The sequence below is a fragment of the Roseateles toxinivorans genome, from assembly GCF_004362525.1.
Classification (GTDB): domain Bacteria; phylum Pseudomonadota; class Gammaproteobacteria; order Burkholderiales; family Burkholderiaceae_C; genus Paucibacter; species Paucibacter toxinivorans.
Window position 1 is genome coordinate 452,307 of the sequence record NZ_SNXS01000003.1, and the last position, 17,620, is coordinate 469,926.

The window sequence follows — 17,620 nt, forward strand, 5'->3', positions numbered from 1 at the left end:
CCGGTGATCGGTATCGATCAGTTCTTGATGGTCTTCAGCGCCGCGGCGCCGATGCCAAACTGATACAGAATCTGTGTCCACTCCTTGGCTTCTTGAACGAAGGAGGTCTTGTTGAGTTCTTCAGGCACAAAGATCGTGTCTCCCGGCTCGGCGGGAATGGCCTCCAGCTTGTCGCCTCCGGCCAGTATCCAGCCGCTCGACCGCTGTCGGGCACTCACGACGCTGCCGTTGGCGCGCAACACGAAGATGCTGTTGGTGTCTGCGCCTCGGGTGGGGCCGCCGGCCAACCTGAGAAACTCGTTGACCGAGCCGCCCGTGGCGAACAGGTAGCTGCCTCCGTTGAACACGCTGCCGAATACGCCCACCGTGGTAGGACGCGGAGGAATGAGCAGGCGATCCCCGTCCTCCAGCGCAAGCTCCGGCAGGGTCGATGCGTTGGGGGTCAGCTGCAGCACGATGCGCCCGGTCGGTCGGACCGCCCGCAGGCGCTCGATCAGCTTTGTGGACCCTTGGGACCGCGTTGCCTGGGCCGTGGCCTCATCAGCGCTCAATGCTCGCTGTGTGGTTGTGCTGCGGGTGAACTCGGTTTCGAGATCTCGGAGCGCGCGCTCGTAATTGTCCTGCTGGCTCAGCCGGACGCTCTCGCGATTGAACTCGGTGCCGAAGATGTAGGCGCCCGGTGTCAGCCCGCCTGCGGCTCGGATGGCATCGGCCAGCGTGCTGTTGGCCGGCATGATGAATTCCCCGGGCCGCAGCACCTCCCCCTCTACTCTGACGCGCTTGTTCTGCTTGTGCTGGGGCAGCGTCATTTCGACGGCGCTGTAGGCGCGATACAGATCGCCGCTGCGGGGCTGCAGTGTGCCGCTTGCCGGCAGGTTGAGGTCGCTGATGCGCAGATCGTTGCGGGCATCCAATCGTTCGACCGTGACACGCGATCGATCTGCCACGGCGGTGAAGCCGCCGGCCATGGCCAGCAAATCGTCAACAGTCTCGTTGGGGCGCAGCTCAAAGATGGCCGGCGTGTTGACGCTGCCGATCAGGGCCACCTGCGGACCGACCGATCCGATGTGTATTACATCCTCGCTCTGCAAGGACTTGTCTGCCGTCTTGTCGCCCTTGAGCAAGAGCGCATAGAAGTCAAAATTCGAGACCAGCTTTCCTGACCGGCGCAGCTCGATATTGCGGAAGCTGCCCGCCACCGATGGGCCTCCTGCCTGCATCAAGGCATTGACCAGCGTTGAGAGGCTGCTGACGGTGTACGCCCCCGGACGCTTGGTGGCCCCCGTCACATAGACGCGGATGCTGCGCAGGCGACCGAGTGAAGCGCTCAGCTTGTAGTTCTTGAAAACATGGGAGACCCGCTGATCGATGGCCGAACCAAGTTCGCCATAGCGCAGTCCTGCCACCATCACCGGGCCGATGCGCGGCAGGCTTATCCGGCCGCTGCGATCCACTGTCAGCTTCAGATCGGCTTCCACCGATCCCCATAGGGTCACCAGGACTTCGTCGCCGATACCGATGACATAGTCTTGTGGAATCTGGTTGCCGCTTTCCTGGGTCAGCATGGGGGTGGCGGCCTGGAGCAACTCGGCGCCGAAGCGACGGATGATGGGCGCTCCGGTTTCCGGCTCACCGGCTGCGCGTTGGGCGTAGCGCTCGAACTCGCTGGACAGGTATGAGCCGACGGGTGAGCGATCACGCGGGAGAACGGTTTCGCGCTCGGTCTCCGACCTGCGCCGCTCGTCACGCTGGTTGTCCTCGGTAACGTTCCGGCGAGCCGGACGCTGCGTTGTCGGGCGTTCGGTGTTGTCTTCGTTGCCGCGGGTTTCCGTGTTGCTGGTGCCGAGGCGCACCGGCCCCAAGCCATCACTCTGGCTGTTCTGTGCCAATGACCATGATGGCGCCAGAATTTGCCCGGCAATGAGCGCTGCAGCAAGAACTGGTCGCGCTTTCCAGGGGTCCGTTGCGGGACTTGGTGTGGCTGCAGGGGCCGCCGACTCAGCGCCTGTGCCAAGCCTCAAAAAACGCCAAAACTCGCAGAGCCTCATGGATTCTCGCTATGAATATCTATGTGAGCCCGCCAGCGGCGAGCTTTCAAACCGACCGCATTCTAGCGGCCGCCCGCCGTCTCGCTCGGTAAGTCGTCAACGGCTCGGCGGCTACACTACCGGGCATGCCTCACTTGCTCGTCCCGTTCTTTGTCGCCGTCTTGGTTACCCTGTTCGTCATTCGTTCGGCTCGCTCGCATGGGCAGCTCACCGGGGATATCGATCTGTCGGGACCGCAGAAATTTCATGCCCGACCCGTGCCGCGCATTGGCGGGGTCGGCCTGTTCCTCGGGCTGCTGGCCGGTGCAGCCTTTGTTTGGTTCCAGGGCAGGGGGGATGCTCAGCTGGGATTCTTGCTGCTGGCCTGCGGCGTGCCAGCGTTCGCAGCGGGGCTTGCCGAGGATTTGACCAAGCGGGTTTCGCCGCTCAAACGCCTCTTCGCCACCGGTGTGTCGGCGGCCCTGGCGGCCGTCTTGCTGGGCGGTCAAATAGTCCGGACCGATATCCCCGGGCTGGACTGGTTGGTGGGCACAACGGCCGGCGCATTGGTGGTCACGGTTTTTGTCGTGGCCGGGGTCGCCAACGCGGTCAACATCATTGACGGGTTCAATGGGCTGTCGTCGATGTGCGTTGTGCTGATGCTGCTCGTCATCGCCTATGTGGCCAATCAGGTGGGCGACAGCACCTTGGCGCTGTGGGCCCTGGCCGGGGTGGGCGCCGTTCTGGGGTTCTTCGTCTGGAACTTCCCGGCGGGCCTGATATTCCTTGGCGACGGTGGGGCCTACTTTCTAGGCTTTTATGTGGCGGAGTTGTCGATCCTGCTTGTGGCCCGGCATAGCGAGGTCTCGCCACTGTTTGCTCTCATGGTCTGCATCTATCCCGTGTTCGAGACCGTCTTCTCGATCTACCGACGACGTTTCCTCCGCGCTTCACCACCCGGACTCCCGGATGGTATTCATCTGCATTCACTGGTCTACCGTCGCGTCATGCGGTGGGCCGTCGGGGTTTCCGATGTGCGGATGATCACCCGCAGGAATTCGATGACGGCTCCGTACTTGTGGATGCTCTGCACCACGTCGCTCGTGCCTGCTCTGCTGTTCTGGGATTCGACCCCGATGCTTGCCGCCTGTATTGTGCTGTTTGGTGTTTCCTATGTGGCAATCTACTGGCGTATTGTCAGATTCAGAACGCCGAAGTGGTTGGTGTTTCGCGGCAGCTCAAGCGCTGCGCCTGTGGGTGACAGTGACCTGGTGCGCACCGACAAATCCTAGGTGCTTGGGCAAATAGCGGATAATCGAGGACTATGACCGAACAAACAGTCCCTGAAGTTTTCGCCACACGTTTTGACTCGCTCGCGCTGGACGCGAAGCTTTTGCGGGCTGTGATCGACTCCGGCTACACGGAGATGACCCCCATCCAGGCCAAGGCGATCCCCCTTGTTCTGGACGGCCGTGACGTGATGGGCGCCGCCCAGACAGGCACCGGCAAGACCGCCGCCTTCTCGTTGCCGCTGCTGCAGCGCATGCTCAAGCATGAGAACGCCAGCACCTCGCCGGCACGGCATCCGGTGCGTGCGCTGGTACTGGCGCCGACGCGTGAACTCGCCGATCAGGTGGCCAACAACGTCAAGGCCTATTCCAAACACACGCAGTTGCGCGCCACCGTGGTGTTTGGCGGCATCGACATGAAGCCGCAGACGGCGCAGCTGAAGGCCGGCGTCGAGGTCTTGATCGCCACGCCAGGCCGCCTGCTGGACCATATCGAAGCGAAGAACTGTTCGCTGGGTCAGGTGGAATACGTGGTGCTGGACGAGGCTGACCGGATGCTCGACATCGGCTTCCTGCCGGACCTGCAGCGCATCCTCAGCTATCTGCCCAAGGCCCGCCAGACGCTGCTGTTCTCGGCCACCTTCTCGCCCGAGATCAAGCGTCTGGCCGAGAGCTATCTGCAAAACCCCATTCTGGTCGAGGTGGCACGCCCGAACGCCACGGCGACCAATGTCGAGCAGCGTTTCTACAGCGTGGCGACCGACGACAAGCGCGGCGCCGTGCTGAAGCTGATCAAGGACCGTGCGCTGACCCAGGCCATCGTGTTCGTCAACTCCAAGCTCGGTTGCGCCCGCCTGGCCCGCTCGTTCGAGCGCGACGGCCTGCGCACCAATGCGCTGCATGGCGACAAGTCGCAGGACGAACGCCTGAAGGCGCTGGAAGCCTTCAAGCGCGGCGAGGTGGACGTGCTGGTCTGCACCGACGTGGCCGCCCGCGGCCTGGACATTGCCGATCTGCCGGCCGTGTTCAACTTCGACGTGCCCTTCAATGCCGAAGACTATGTGCACCGCATCGGCCGCACCGGCCGTGCCGGCGCCTCCGGCCTGGCCGTGACCCTGGTGACCCGTGACGACCAGCGCCTGGTGGCCGATATCGAGAAGCTGATCAAGAAGAAGATCGAACTCGAGGCGATCGAGCTGGACGATCAGCGCCCGGCACGTCCGCCGCGTCGCAGCCACGAAGAATCGTCCGATGCCCCGCGCAGCGAGCCCCGTGAAGTGCGCGAACGCAGTGCGCCGGCACGCTCCAGCTACAGCGCACCGCGCGCGGCGCCGCGCAGTAGCGACCCCTTCTTCGACAAGCCCTACGAGCCCAGCAGCGCCTCCAGCGATGCACCGGCCTGGGAGTCGGCCGCCAATGCGCCGTCTGCGGGCAAGGCCATTTCGGCCAATATCAAGCCGAAGAAGAAGGTCGCCGCCCTGTTCGGCGCCAAGGTCGCTGAGACCGCGGCCTCATCCTGATTTGTTCTGATTTGTTCTGATTTGTCCTGATTTGTCCTGAATCGTGCTGGCCTAGCCGGCCAGCAGCGCAAACACCGCCGGCACCTTGTCCGGCATCGCCTTGGGCTTGGCCTTCCACTGTGCCACCGTGCTTGTGCGTGTCCAGCCGCCGGGCAGGGTCAGCCCGCAGCTGACCGACAACTGCGTCTGCGGCTGCAAGCCGGCCAGCAGACCATCGAGCAGGGCCTGGTTGCGGTAGGGCGTTTCAATCATCAGCTGGGTCTGGCCCAGCCGCCGCGACAGACCCTCCAGCTCGCGCAGCTTGGCCGTGCGTGCGGCCGCATCGACCGGCAGGTAGCCGACAAAGGCAAAGCTCTGGCCGTTCAGGCCGCTGGCGCCCAACGCCAGCAGCAGGGAGCTGGGCCCGCTCAGCGGCGCGACTTCGATGCCCTCCGCATGGGCGGCGGCCACCAGCAAGGCACCCGGATCGGCGATCGCGGGCAGGCCGGCCTCCGATATCAGGCCGATGTCATGCCCGGCACGTGCCGGCGCCAGCAGGGCCGGCCAGGGGCTGGTTGCCGTGTCCGGCTGAGCCCGGCCCTTGGGCGGGCGAGGCATCTCGACGATATTCAGGCTTTGCAGCGGCTGGACCAGCGGCTGTATGGCATCGATCCGCTTCAGGAAGGCCCGCGTGGTCTTGGCGTTCTCGGCCACCCAGTAAGTCAGCCTGGCGGCGGTGCGTATCACCTCCAGCGGCAGCACCTCCTGCAGGTCCACCGCAGCGCCGTCCACGCCAAAGTCCAGCGTGTTGGGGATCAGTATCAGTTTGCCGCTCATGACAAGGGATCCAGGCCGGCGGCTCGCAGCATGCTGCAGACGCGTATCAGCGGCAGGCCCACCAGGGCCGTCGGGTCGTCCGACTCCATTGCGCTGACCAGGGCAATGCCCAGCGCCTCGGACTTGGCGCTGCCGGCGCAGTCGTACGGCTCCTCGGCGCGCAGATAGGCCTCGATCTCGGCATCGCTCAGGTCACGAAAGCGCACCGTCACCGGGGCCAGGTCTTGCGCCTCGAATCCCGTCGCCTGGCAGACCACGGCCACGGCAGTCTGGAACACCACCGCCTGGCCGCGCATCGCGCGCAGCTGCTCGACCGCGCGCTCATGGGTGCCGGGCTTGCCCAGGCTCTGGCCATTCAGGTCGGCGACCTGGTCGGAACCGATGACGATGGCCTGCGGATGCAGGGCCGCCACGGCGCGCGCCTTGGCCAGTGCGAGGCGGCGGGCCAGCACGACAGGCGCTTCACCGGGCAGAGGGGTTTCATCGACATCGGGTGCGGCCACGGTGAAGGGCAGGCGCAGGCGCTCCAGCAGTTCGCGCCGGTAGCGCGAGGTGGAGCCCAGAATGAGGGCGGGGCGGTTTTGCATGCTGGCATTGTCCCATCCGGGCGCGGCACCGCCCGTGGGCCAGCCTTTACACTCGACCCATGAGAGTTCGTGTATTTGATCCCCTGAAGCTGGACATGGAGCTGTTCGCCCGCGATGGCGCCGAGCTGTCTGGCACCTGGCCCGCTGCCTCCCTGGAGCGTCTGGCCGAAGATGCCGCGCCCGAAGCGCCCGCCAGCGGCTGGCCCGAGGTGACCTGGTCGGCGCGCGGCGAGGAGCGACAGCCCCGAGGCGGCGAGGCGCAGACCTGGCTGCATCTGCAGGCCGGCGCCACCGTGGCCCTGACCTGCCAGCGCTGCCTGCAGCCGGTGCGCGCGGCGCTGAAGCTGCAGCGCGATTTCCGTTTCGTGCGCGACGAGCAGCTTGCCATCCAGCTCGATGCCGATGCCGAAGAGGATGTGCTGACTCTGCAACGCCATATGAGCCTGCTCGAGCTGGTGGAAGACGAACTGCTGCTGGCCCTGCCCATCGTGCCGCGCCACCAGACCTGCCCCAAGCCCCTGCCTATGCCGATCGACGACCTGGATATGCCGGCTCTTGAGGGCGAGCAGGACGGCGAGAAGGAGCGCAAAAATCCCTTCGCGGCGCTGGCGGCGCTGAAGAAGACGGAGCCCAATGATTGAGGTCCGGCACGGCCATCTGGCCATGTTGGCCGTATCGTGCTAGAATCTTTGGCTTTCCCCGGTGCGAAGAACTCGCAGGCATGTTGCCGCGAGCGGGCCCGGGAGTCGGAAGGCAGGCGGCTTGTGGGCCGAACAGACCAAGCCGGTCTGTTTCCAGAGCCACCCCCGCCGCATTGTTAGGAGAATCCCCATGGCCGTTCAGCAAAACAAGAAGTCGCCTTCCAAGCGTGGTATGCACCGTTCGCACAATGCCCTGGTCACCCCGGGCACCGCGATCGAGCCGACCACCGGCGAGCAGCATCTGCGTCACCACATCAGCCCCAACGGTTTCTACCGTGGGCGCAAGGTCCTGAAGACCAAGGCCGACGCCTGAGTTGAAACTCAGCACGGGCGGTGGGTGCCAGGCACTCATCACTCGTCGGACATGTCCTCGTTGACCGCTTAAGATCACCCGGCCTGCAATCCCCGCAGCGCCGGGTTTTTGCGTTGGCGCGCCGGGTTTGAGGTGGCGCAGGGTCGCCCCGCTTGCTCTATGCTCGGCGCTCGCGTACCTTCTGCGTCCCACGCAGCGCCTTGCCGAGTTTCATTTTTCCCCGCGGATGCCTATCTCCTCTTCTACGTCCCCCGCTGTGATCCGTCTGGCCATTGACTGCATGGGCGGCGACCACGGCCCGTCGGTGACCCTGCCTGCCACGCAGGCCTTTCTGGCCGCACACCCCGAAGCCGAGGTGGTGCTGGTCGGTCTGCCCGAAGCGCTGCAAGCCGCGGCCCAGTGGCCGCGCTGCCATCTGCTGGCCGCGTCCGAGGTCGTCAGCATGGACGATTCGGTCGAGGTGGCGCTGCGCCGCAAGAAGGATTCGTCGATGCGCGTGGCGATCGCGCAGGTCAAGCAGGGCGCCGATGTCGTGGTTCAGGCCCATGCCTGCGTGTCGGCTGGCAACACCGGTGCGCTGATGGCCGTGGCCCGCTATGTGCTGAAGACGCTGGAGGGCATCGACCGCCCGGCGATTGCCGCGGTGCTGCCGAATCAGCTGAATGGCTTCACCACGGTGCTCGACCTGGGCGCCAATGTCGATTGCACGGCCGAACACCTGCTGCAGTTCGCGGTCATGGGCAGCGCCCTGGTTGCCGCCGTCGATGGCAAGGAGAACCCCAGCGTGGGCCTCCTGAACATCGGCGAGGAGGCGATCAAGGGCAGCGAGACGATCAAGCGCGCCGGCGAGTTGCTGCGCGCAGCGGACGCCGCCGGCCACATGAACTTCTACGGCAATGTCGAAGGCAATGACATCTTCAAGGGAACGACCGATCTGGTCGTCTGCGATGGCTTTGTCGGCAATGTCGCGCTGAAGACGGCCGAGGGGGTGGCCGCGATGGTCTACAACATCATCAAGGAAGAGTTCACCCGCAATGCCTTCACCCGCCTGGCGGCAGTGGCGGCGATGCCGATGCTCAAGCGCTTCAAGGCCCGGGTGGACCACCGTCGCTACAGCGGCGGCGCGCTCTTGGGTCTGCGCGGGCTGGTGTTCAAGGCCCATGGCTCGTCGGACGCCTTCGCCTTCGAGCAGGCCCTGAACCGCGCTTATGATGCCGCCCGCAACCATCTGCTGGAGCGGGTACACGACCGCATTCTTTCCACGCTCTCATCAATGCCCGCCAGCGCGGCCGACGAGACGCCACAGACCGTCAAGGTCGCCACCGCCGCATGACTACCTCATCCCCCCGCTACGCTCGCATCACCGGCACCGGCAGCTACCTCCCGCCCAAGCGCCTCAGCAACGCCCAGCTGGCCGAGGAACTGGCCAAGAGCGGGGTGGAGACTTCCGATGAATGGATCGTCGAGCGCACCGGCATCCGTGCCCGGCATTTCGCCGATAGCGATGTCGCCTCCAGCGATCTGGCCCTGCATGCCTCGCGCGCCGCACTTGAGGCCGCCGGCATCGATGCCACGCAGATCGATCTGATCATCGTCGCCACCTCGACACCCGACATGGTGTTCCCATCGACCGCCTGCCTGTTGCAGCACAAGCTCGGCGCGCCGGGCGGTGCGGCCTTCGACGTGCAGGCCGTCTGCTCGGGCTTCGTCTATGCGCTGACGATTGCCGATTCGATGATACGCACCGGCGCCGCCAGCAAGGCCCTGGTGATAGGCGCCGAGACCTTCTCGCGTATTCTCGATTTCAAGGACCGCACCACCTGCGTGCTGTTTGGCGATGGTGCCGGCGCCGTGGTGCTGGAAGCCAGCGACACGCCGGGCATCCTGGCCTGCGAGCTGCATGCCGATGGCCGCCATGCCGACATCCTGTGCGTGCCGGGCAATGTGTCGGGCGGCCAGATCCTCGGCGATCCGCTGCTGAAGATGGACGGCCAAGCGGTGTTCAAGCTGGCCGTCGGCGTGCTCGAAAGCGTGGCCCGCTCGGTGCTGGCGAAGGCCGGCAAGACCGACGCCGATATCGACTGGCTGATCCCGCACCAGGCCAATATCCGCATCATGCAGAGCACGGCCCGCAAGCTGAAGCTGTCTATGGACAAGGTCGTTGTCACCGTGGCCGAGCATGGCAACACCTCGGCCGCCTCGATCCCGCTGGCGCTGGACCACGCGGTCAAGACCGGCCAGATCAAGAAGGGCGACACCTTGATGCTGGAGGGCGTCGGTGGTGGTTTCACCTGGGGCGCTGTTTTGGTCGACTACTGAGAAATTTGATATGAGTTCGTTTGCATTCGTATTCCCCGGCCAGGGTTCGCAAGCCGTTGGCATGCTGGACGCCTGGGGCGACCATCCGGCCGTGCGCAGCACCCTGGATGAAGCCTCGACCGCACTGGGCGAGGACATGACCCGCCTGATCCACGAAGGTCCCAAGGACCAGCTGGACCTGACCACCAACACCCAGCCGGTGATGTTGACCGCCGGCATCGCCTGCTACCGCGCCTGGATCCAGGAAACGGGCCTGGCGCCCGCTGCAGCCGCCGGCCACTCGCTGGGCGAGTACACGGCCCTGGTGGCCGCCGGTGCGCTGAGCCTGGCCGATGCGCTGCCGCTGGTGCGCTTCCGCGCCCGGGCGATGCAGGAGGCGGTGCCCGTCGGCGTGGGCGCGATGGCCGCCATCCTGGGCCTGGAGGCGCAGGCCGTGCGCGAAGTCTGCTTGCAGGCTGCCGCTGCTAGCGGTGAAGCGGTCGAGGCGGTCAACTTCAATGATCCGAAGCAGACCGTCATCGCCGGCACCAAGGCTGGCGTCGAGAAGGCCTGCGAGCTGCTGAAGGCGGCCGGTGCCAAGCGCACCCTGCCGCTGCCGGTGTCGGCGCCTTTCCACTCCAGCCTGATGCGCCCGGCGGCCGAGGCGCTGAAGGACAAGCTGCTGACGACGAACTTTGCCGCTATGCAGTTCCCCGTCGTCAACAACATCGACGTGGCCGTGGCTGCCGATGCCGATGGCCTGCGCGATGCGCTGTACCGCCAGGCCTTCGGTCCGGTGCGCTGGGTCGAGGTGGTGCAGGCGCTGAAAGCCCGTGGCCTCACACATGTGATTGAATGCGGCCCTGGCAAGGTGCTGGCCGGCATGGTCAAGCGCATAGATAGCGAGCTGCAAAGCGCCACCCTGCTGGATCCGGCCTCGCTGGCCGAAGTGAAGACCCTGCTGGCCTGAACACGAAGACTATGAGCGAATCACAATTCAAGGGCCAGGTGGCCCTGGTCACCGGCGCGAGCCGCGGCATCGGCCGCGCGATCGCGCTGGGCCTGGCCCAGGCCGGCCTGACCGTCATCGGCACGGCCACCTCGGAAGCGGGCGCTGCCGGCATCACCGAGGCGCTGTCACCGCTGGGCGGCCGCGGCGTGGTGCTGAACGTCAATGACGTGGCGGCCATCGACGCCGTGCTGGACGACATCACCAAGACCCATGGCGGCCTGCATGTGCTGGTCAACAATGCCGGCATCACGCGCGACACCCTGTCGATGCGCATGAAGGACGATGACTGGGACGCCGTGCTCGACACCAATCTGAAGGCCGTGTTCCGCATGAGCCGCGCCGTGATACGCCCGATGATGAAGCAGCGCTACGGCCGCATCATCAGCATCACCTCGGTGGTGGGTGCCTCTGGCAATGCCGGTCAGGCCAATTACGCTGCGGCCAAGGCCGGTGTGGCGGGCATGACGCGCTCGCTGGCCCGCGAGCTGGGCAGCCGCGGCATCACCGTCAATTGCGTGGCCCCGGGCTTCATCGCCACCGACATGACCGACGTCCTGCCCGAGGCGCAGAAAGCGGCGCTGCTCGCACAGATTCCGGTCGGCCGCCTGGGCCAGCCACGAGAAATCGCCGATGCCGTGGTGTTTCTGGCATCGCCCCAGGCCGCCTACATTACCGGCACCGAATTGCATGTCAATGGAGGCATGTTCATGAATTGAGGAGAGGGCATTTCGCCTTCGCCCGCCGGTCCCGCCCAACCGGTAGGCCTGAGGGGCGGTACCCCTGACCCGGACCCCTGCGCTGCGGGTGTCCTAGGGGTGTCACTCTACAGGCCTTAGAATCCTGGGCTGTACCTAGCTAAATCCCTCCCGGAGGAGTCATGAGCGATATCGAAACACGTGTCAAGAAAATCATTGCCGAGCAACTCGGCGTGCCTGAGTCCGATGTGACCAATGAAAAAGCCTTCGTGGCCGATCTGGGCGCCGACTCTCTGGACACGGTGGAACTGGTGATGGCACTCGAAGACGAGTTCGGCATCGAAATCCCCGATGAAGAAGCCGAGAAGATCACCACCGTGCAACTGGCCATTGACTACGCAGTCAAGAGCCAGAAAAGCTGAGCGCTGATTTTTCAGCGCCCGTGTCAATCTACTGATCCCCTTACCGCATGACCCGTCGTCGCGTTGTCGTTACAGGACTTGGTCTCATCAGCCCCGTGGGTAACACGGTGGCCGAGGGCTGGGCCAACATCCTTGCCGGCCAGTCCGGCATCGATCGCATCACCAAGTTCGATGCATCGGCCTTCTCCTGTCACTTCGCGGGCGAGGTCAAGGGCTTCAAGATCGAGGATTACATCCCCGCCAAGGAAGCCCGCCACATGGACACCTTCATCCATTACGGATTGGCGGCGTCCATGCAGGCCGTCCAGGACGCTGGACTGCCGACTGGCGACCAGCTCAGCGAAGAACAGGCTGAGCGCATCGGTTGCATGATCGGTTCGGGCATCGGTGGCTTGCCACTGATCGAGGAGACCCATGGTGAACTGGTTGCCCGCGGCCCACGCCGCGTGTCGCCGTTCTTCGTGCCGGCCTCCATCATCAATATGATTTCCGGCCATGTGTCCATCAAGTATGGATTCCAGGGCCCGAATCTGGCCATCGTCACTGCCTGCACCACGGGCCTGCACTGCATCGGTGAAGCCGCTCGTCTGATCGAGTACGGCGATGTCGACGTGATGGTGGCCGGTGGCTCCGAGGCGACCGTGTCGCCGCTGGGCCTGGGTGGTTTTGCCTCGGCTCGCGCCCTGTCAACGCGCAACGACGATCCCAAGACGGCTTCGCGCCCCTGGGACAAGGACCGCGACGGCTTTGTGCTCGGCGAGGGTTCCGGCGTGCTGGTGCTCGAAGAGTACGAACACGCCAAGAAGCGCGGCGCCAAGATCTATGCCGAGCTGATCGGCTTCGGCATGGGCGCCGATGCGTATCACATGACCGCCCCCAATGTGGACGGTCCCAAGCGTTCGATGAAGGCTGCCCTGCGCAATGCCGGCATCAACGCCGACCAGGTGCAATACATGAACGCCCACGGCACCTCGACGCCGCTGGGTGATGTGAACGAGAGCAATGCGATCAAGCTGGCTTTTGGCGACCATGCCAAGAGCCTGGTGGTCAGCTCGACCAAGTCGATGACCGGGCACCTGCTCGGTGGCGCGGGAGGCATCGAATCGGTGTTCACCGTGCTGGCCGTGCGCGACCAGATCGCGCCGCCCACGATCAATATCTTCAACCAGGACCCCGAATGCGACCTGGACTACTGCGCCAATACGGCGCGGGAGATGAAGATCGAGATCGCCGCAAAGAACAACTTCGGTTTCGGCGGCACCAACGGCACGCTGCTGTTCAAGCGCGTCTGAAGCCTTCCTCCTCACCCTGGGCAGGCCATGCGCCACCCGCCGGCGTTTCAAGTTGAAGTGGCCTCAGGCCGGGCCTGGTGCCTGGCCTGGGCGCTGCTGGTGATGCTCGCCTCGGCCAGTGTGCTGGCCTGGCTGCAGCAATGGATGAACCTGCCGCTCGTGATCTTGCTGCTCGCCTTCCTGCCGGGCCTTCTGGCCGGATGGCGCTTGCAGCGCCAGCCTTTGCAAAGCCTGCGCTGGGACGGTCAGACCTGGCTGCTGGGGCAGGCCGCCAGCCGTGGCGGCGAAACCCGCCAGGGCAGCTTGCGACCGATGCTCGATCTGGGTGGCTGGTTGCTGCTGCGCTTTGCCGATCGCCCCGAGCGCCGCTTCGGTCAAGGCCGCAGCTACCTGGCCTTGTCTCGCGCCGATATGCCCCAGCAATGGCCGCTGTTGCGCCTCACGCTATATTCGGCGGCAGGTCCTTCCGAGCCGGCCCGTCACCCAGAGTCTCCCCCCATCCGATGAGCACCGAAGATTCCGATGCCCTGCTGGTCGAGCGCGTGCAGCGCGGCGACGTCAAGGCATTCGAGATGCTGGTCGTCAAGTACCAGCGCCGCGTCGAGAGGCTGATCGGCCGCATGGTGCGCGATGTCGACCTGGTGCAGGACATCGCCCAGGAAACCTTTCTGCGCGCCTACCGCGCGATGCCCAAGTTCCGCGGCGACAGTGCCTTCTACACCTGGCTGTACCGCATTGCGGTGAACACGGCCAAGAAGTTCCTGCTCGAGCTCAAGCGCGACCCCACCGTCTCCGAGTCTTCCCTTAGGTCAAAGGATGACGACGACGAAACTTCCCGCACCGAGAATGAACTAAGCGATGCCTCCACGCCGGAAGCCGAGCTGGCCAGCAAGGAAATTGCTACAGCAGTGAACGCGGCGGTGGAGGCTTTGTCCGAGGATTTGAGGCAGGCCATCGTGCTGCGCGAGATCGAAGGTCTGAGTTACGAAGAGATTGCCGAAGCGATGAATTGCCCGATAGGGACCGTCCGGTCGCGTATTTTCCGCGCGCGTGAAGCGATTGCTGCACGGCTGCGGCCCTTGCTCGACACGCGAGACGGCGCACGCTGGTGAGGCCCTGCCATGAATAGTCTGGAGTCAAGCATGTCACCCCAAGAATCTCCCTCCCCGAAGGCGCAGGGTCTGTCGGCCTTGATGGATGGGCAGGCCAGCGCGGCCGAGGTCAAGGCCTTGTGCGAGGCCTGGGGACAGGACGAGGGGCTGCAGCAGGACTGGCAGCTCTACCACCTGATCGGCGACACCCTGCGCTCCGATGAGCTGGCTCAGCAGCCGGGGCACGATGCCCGCTTCCTGAGCCGTCTCAGCGCCCAACTGGCGCTGGAGCCGGTGGTGCTGGCGCCGCAGGCCGCGGCGGCGCCGGCGGCCGCCGTCCAGGTCCGCAAACGCGCCCGCTGGGCTGCGCCGATGACCGTGGCCGCCGGCTTCATGGTTGTAGCCGGCGCCCTCGTGGTGCTGCAGGGCAAGGGCATGTGGGAGCATGGCGCCGAAGCGACGCTGGCGCAGGCTGGCAACCCCGGGGGCAGGGCCATTGCCGCCTCCTCGCTGGCCGCCACGCCGCAGCCGGATGTGGGCTTCGTCGCCGTGGGCGGGCCGGTCAACGCCTTGGTGCAGAGCTATCCGGCCAACCAGCAATTGGTGCGCGATGCACGGCTGGACCGCTATCTCCAGGCGCACAAGGAAATCGGTGCAGGCACGGCGCTGGGCGTGTCTACCGGCTACCTGCGCAACGCCAGCTACGATACGCCGCAACCCTGAGCCCAAGCCTGAACCTCTACATGCGCTTTTCCGCGATCGCCTCTGTTGCGCTGTGCCTGGCTCTTGGGGCTTGCAGTTCGCAGGCTCAGACGGCTGCACCGCCGACCAAGCCTGCCGCCGGAGCTGAACTCGATGCCGGCTCGGTGCGGGCCTGGCTGTCGCGCATCCATGAGGCGGCCGGCCGGCGCGACTTCTCCGGCACCCTGGTGGTCAGCGCCGGGGGCGGCGTGCACAGCGCCCGCATCGTTCATGTCTGCAACGGTGCGGAACGCTATGAGCGTATCGACGCGCTCGATGGCCAGCCGCGCCAGATCTACCGCCAGAGCCGCGTCGTCCACACCTTCTGGCCCGACAGCCGTACCGTGCTGATCGAGCAGCGCGGCGCGCTGTCCGACTTCCCGGCCCTGCTGCACGGAGGCGTCGACCGCATTGCCGAGTTCTACGAGCTGCGCAAGCTGGGCGTCGATCGCGTTGCCGGCCATGAGGCCGATGTGCTGCTGCTGCTGCCGCGCGATGGGGCCCGTTTTGCCCATCGACTGTGGGCCGAGCGCAAGACCGGCCTCTTGCTGCGCGCCGAGGTGCTGGGCGAACGCGGGGAGGTGCTGGAGTCCTCGGCCTTCTCCGAGCTGGTGATGGGCAGCAAGCTCAGCGCCGAGAGCCTGATGCAAGGCATGCCCAAGCTGGACGGGTTGCGCGTGATCCGCAAGGTCAGCACGCCCGTCAAGCTGGAGTCTGAAGGCTGGACCCTGCGCGAGTTGGTACCAGGCTTTCAGCAGGTCAGCTGCGTCAAGCGACCCATGCCCGGCGAAGAGGCTGGCGCTGATGCACTGCAGCTGGTGTTCTCCGACGGCATGACCTATGTGTCGCTGTTCATTGAGCCTTTCGTCGCCGCCAAGCACCAGAAAGCGCTGCAGACGGCCATGGGCGCGACTCAGACGCTGATGCGCCGTCAGGGCGACTGGTGGATCACCGTCATGGGCGACGTGCCCATGCCGACGCTGCAAAGCTTCTACTCGGCATTGGAGCGCAAGCGCTAGCCCCGATTTCCCACCCTCTGTCTTTTCTTCAAGCGAATGAACTCTTCGAGGTTGACGATGAACGCTATACCCGCAACGGATCTGCGCCGCTGGGTGCTGACCCTGTCCACCGGCCTGCTGCTGGGCACCGCCCTGGTGTTGACACCTGGCACCGGCCACGCCCAGGGCAAGGAGCTGCCCGACTTCACCGAGCTGGTGGAGCGCTCCGGCCCGGCGGTGGTCAACATCCGCACCGTGGAACGCGTGCGCGCCAATGCGCGCGGCCTGCCCGAGATGGATGAGCAGATGCAGGAGTTCTTCCGCCGCTTCGGCATTCCGGTGCCGAATCAGCGCCGCGGCCAGCCGCGCAATGACGAAGACCTGCCGCAGCGCCGCGGCGTTGGCTCGGGCTTCATCATCAGCGCCGACGGCTTTGTGATGACCAATGCCCATGTGGTGGACGGCGCCGACGAAGTCATCGTCACGATGACCGACAAGCGCGAGTTCAAGGCCAAGCTGATCGGCGCCGATGCGCGCACCGATGTGGCGGTGGTCAAGATCGAGGGCGCCGGCCTGCCGCTGGTGAAGATAGGCGACGCCAACCGGCTCAAGGTCGGCGAATGGGTGATCGCCATAGGCTCGCCCTTCAACCTCGACAACACAGTGACCGCCGGCATCGTCAGCGCCAAGGCGCGCGACACCGGCGAGCTGCTGCCCTTCATTCAGACCGACGTGGCCATCAACCCCGGTAACTCGGGCGGTCCGCTGATCAATATGCGTGGCGAGGTGGTGGGCATCAACTCGCAGATCTACAGCCAGTCGGGTGGCTATATGGGCATCTCGTTCGCGATCCCTATCGACGAGGCGATGCGCGTGGCCGATTCGCTGCGCAGCAATGGCCGCGTCGTGCGCGGCCGCATCGGCGTGGGCATCGGTGACGTCAGCAAGGAAGTGGCCGAGGCCATAGGTCTGGGCAAGCCCACCGGTGCAGCGGTCAGCACCGTCGAGGCCGGCAGCCCGGCCGACAAGGGCGGCGTCGAGGGCGGCGACATCATCACCAAGGTGGATGGCAAGACGATTGAGAAGTCGGGCGATCTGCGCCGCCTGATCAGCGGCATCAAGCCCGGCACGAAAACCACCCTGCAGGTGTTCCGCCGTGGCGCCTACAAGGAGCTGAGCGTCACCGTGGCCGAGATGGAGGCCGAGCAGCGCCCGCGCCGCCAGGCCGAAGGCGACAACAAGGCGACGCCTGCCCAGCCCAGCGTACTGGGCTTGACCGTGGCTGACCTGACGGATGCCCAACGCAAGGACCTGAAGCTCAAGATCGGTGTGCGCGTCGAGAGCGTTGAAGGCGCTGCCGCGCGTGCCGGCCTGCGCGAGGGCGACATCATCCTGGCCGTGGACAACACCGAGATTGCCAATGCCAAGCAGTTCGGCGCCGTGGTCACCAAGCTCGAAAAGGCCAAGGTCGTGACGATGCAGGTGCGGCGCGAGAACGCGGTCAGCTTTGTGCTGGTGAAGCCGGCCAAATAGGCGGCTCCGGCGGCGCCGGTCGGGTTGAAGCTCAACCTACTGCGCCGCCGGGTCTTTTCACGATGCGAATTCTCGCTAGTATATTTACGACCGCGTGACGCTGGCCATGTTGACAACTTGAGCACGGAAGTGGTCGGTGATCACTCACATAGGGAGGGCCAGCGGCGGGATTGAACTGCTTCTCGGATAGAATGCGGGCCGCCAAGCCCGACTTTTGACGCCTGCACGGTCGGATGCCCCTGGCGCCCCAGGCTATCCCCAAGTCATCCACAACGACATGTTGAT

The 17,620-nt window shown here is 65.2% G+C and carries 18 protein-coding genes; 15 read left to right on the forward strand and 3 right to left on the reverse strand.

The features are described 5' to 3' along the window. Positions 1-17: 17 nt before the first annotated feature. Positions 18-1,889 carry an SLBB domain-containing protein gene (locus DES47_RS13435; protein ID WP_166651982.1) on the reverse strand — a complete coding sequence of 624 codons (1,872 nt, stop codon included), beginning with the start codon at positions 1,887-1,889 and terminating at the stop codon, positions 18-20. Between the two features lie 284 nt (positions 1,890-2,173). Between DES47_RS13435 and DES47_RS13440 the strand changes: the two genes are divergently transcribed. Next, positions 2,174-3,319, forward strand: coding sequence for an MraY family glycosyltransferase (locus DES47_RS13440; protein ID WP_133701214.1), 1,146 nt, complete (start codon positions 2,174-2,176; stop codon positions 3,317-3,319). 32 nt (positions 3,320-3,351) lie between these two features. Further along, the gene (locus DES47_RS13445; protein WP_133701215.1) at positions 3,352-4,836 is read left to right on the forward strand and encodes a DEAD/DEAH box helicase; all 1,485 of its coding nucleotides are present in this window, start codon (positions 3,352-3,354) and stop codon (positions 4,834-4,836) included. A 51-nt stretch (positions 4,837-4,887) separates the two neighbouring features. On the opposite strand, the gene DES47_RS13450 is transcribed toward DES47_RS13445, so the two are convergent. Further along, positions 4,888-5,652 carry an SAM-dependent methyltransferase gene (locus DES47_RS13450; protein ID WP_133701216.1) on the reverse strand — a complete coding sequence of 255 codons (765 nt, stop codon included), beginning with the start codon at positions 5,650-5,652 and terminating at the stop codon, positions 4,888-4,890. Then, entirely contained in the window at positions 5,649-6,239 is a 591-nt protein-coding gene (locus DES47_RS13455) for a Maf family nucleotide pyrophosphatase (RefSeq protein ID WP_133701217.1), read from the reverse strand. The genes DES47_RS13450 and DES47_RS13455 overlap by 4 nt, the downstream gene beginning before the upstream one ends. A 59-nt stretch (positions 6,240-6,298) precedes the next feature. On the opposite strand from DES47_RS13455, the gene DES47_RS13460 reads away from it, so the two are divergent. The 13 genes from DES47_RS13460 to DES47_RS13520 all read left to right on the forward strand — a co-directional run bounded on the left by DES47_RS13460 (position 6,299) and on the right by DES47_RS13520 (position 17,335). Further along, positions 6,299-6,880, forward strand: coding sequence for a YceD family protein (locus DES47_RS13460; protein WP_133701218.1), 582 nt, complete (start codon positions 6,299-6,301; stop codon positions 6,878-6,880). Positions 6,881-7,070: 190 nt separating this feature from the next. Continuing rightward, positions 7,071-7,253: a 50S ribosomal protein L32 gene (rpmF, locus tag DES47_RS13465; protein ID WP_133701219.1), complete on the forward strand. Its 183-nt coding sequence runs from the start codon at positions 7,071-7,073 to the stop codon at positions 7,251-7,253. A gap of 226 nt (positions 7,254-7,479) precedes the next feature. Beyond that, positions 7,480-8,586 carry a phosphate acyltransferase PlsX gene (gene plsX / locus DES47_RS13470; RefSeq protein ID WP_425057440.1) on the forward strand — a complete coding sequence of 369 codons (1,107 nt, stop codon included), beginning with the start codon at positions 7,480-7,482 and terminating at the stop codon, positions 8,584-8,586. Then, positions 8,583-9,572, forward strand: a complete 990-nt coding sequence (locus DES47_RS13475; RefSeq protein ID WP_133701221.1) for a beta-ketoacyl-ACP synthase III — start codon at positions 8,583-8,585, stop codon at positions 9,570-9,572. Before plsX ends, DES47_RS13475 begins: the two co-directional genes overlap by 4 nt. Before the next feature lie 10 nt (positions 9,573-9,582). Further along, entirely contained in the window at positions 9,583-10,521 is a 939-nt protein-coding gene (fabD, locus tag DES47_RS13480) for an ACP S-malonyltransferase (protein ID WP_133701222.1), read from the forward strand. 11 nt (positions 10,522-10,532) lie between these two features. After that, a complete protein-coding gene (fabG, locus tag DES47_RS13485; RefSeq protein WP_133701223.1) occupies positions 10,533-11,279 on the forward strand; it encodes a 3-oxoacyl-ACP reductase FabG in 747 nt (248 codons plus the stop codon). A 161-nt stretch (positions 11,280-11,440) separates the two neighbouring features. Beyond that, positions 11,441-11,680, forward strand: a complete 240-nt coding sequence (gene acpP, locus DES47_RS13490; RefSeq protein ID WP_133701224.1) for an acyl carrier protein — start codon at positions 11,441-11,443, stop codon at positions 11,678-11,680. 47 nt (positions 11,681-11,727) lie between these two features. After that, entirely contained in the window at positions 11,728-12,972 is a 1,245-nt protein-coding gene (fabF, locus tag DES47_RS13495; protein WP_133701225.1) for a beta-ketoacyl-ACP synthase II, read from the forward strand. A 27-nt stretch (positions 12,973-12,999) separates the two neighbouring features. Further along, the gene (locus DES47_RS13500) at positions 13,000-13,479 is read left to right on the forward strand and encodes a hypothetical protein (RefSeq protein WP_133701226.1); all 480 of its coding nucleotides are present in this window, start codon (positions 13,000-13,002) and stop codon (positions 13,477-13,479) included. Then, positions 13,476-14,084, forward strand: coding sequence for an RNA polymerase sigma factor RpoE (rpoE, locus tag DES47_RS13505; RefSeq protein WP_133701227.1), 609 nt, complete (start codon positions 13,476-13,478; stop codon positions 14,082-14,084). The genes DES47_RS13500 and rpoE overlap by 4 nt, the downstream gene beginning before the upstream one ends. Positions 14,085-14,114: 30 nt before the next feature. Further along, positions 14,115-14,786 (forward strand): sigma-E factor negative regulatory protein, encoded by a 672-nt coding sequence (locus DES47_RS13510; RefSeq protein WP_166651983.1) that lies wholly within the window; start codon positions 14,115-14,117, stop codon positions 14,784-14,786. A gap of 20 nt (positions 14,787-14,806) precedes the next feature. Then, entirely contained in the window at positions 14,807-15,823 is a 1,017-nt protein-coding gene (locus DES47_RS13515; RefSeq protein WP_133701229.1) for a MucB/RseB C-terminal domain-containing protein, read from the forward strand. Positions 15,824-15,880: 57 nt separating this feature from the next. Continuing rightward, on the forward strand, positions 15,881-17,335 hold the full coding sequence (locus DES47_RS13520; protein ID WP_133701230.1) for a DegQ family serine endoprotease: 1,455 nt from the start codon (positions 15,881-15,883) through the stop codon (positions 17,333-17,335). The last annotated feature ends 285 nt before the right edge of the window (positions 17,336-17,620 follow it).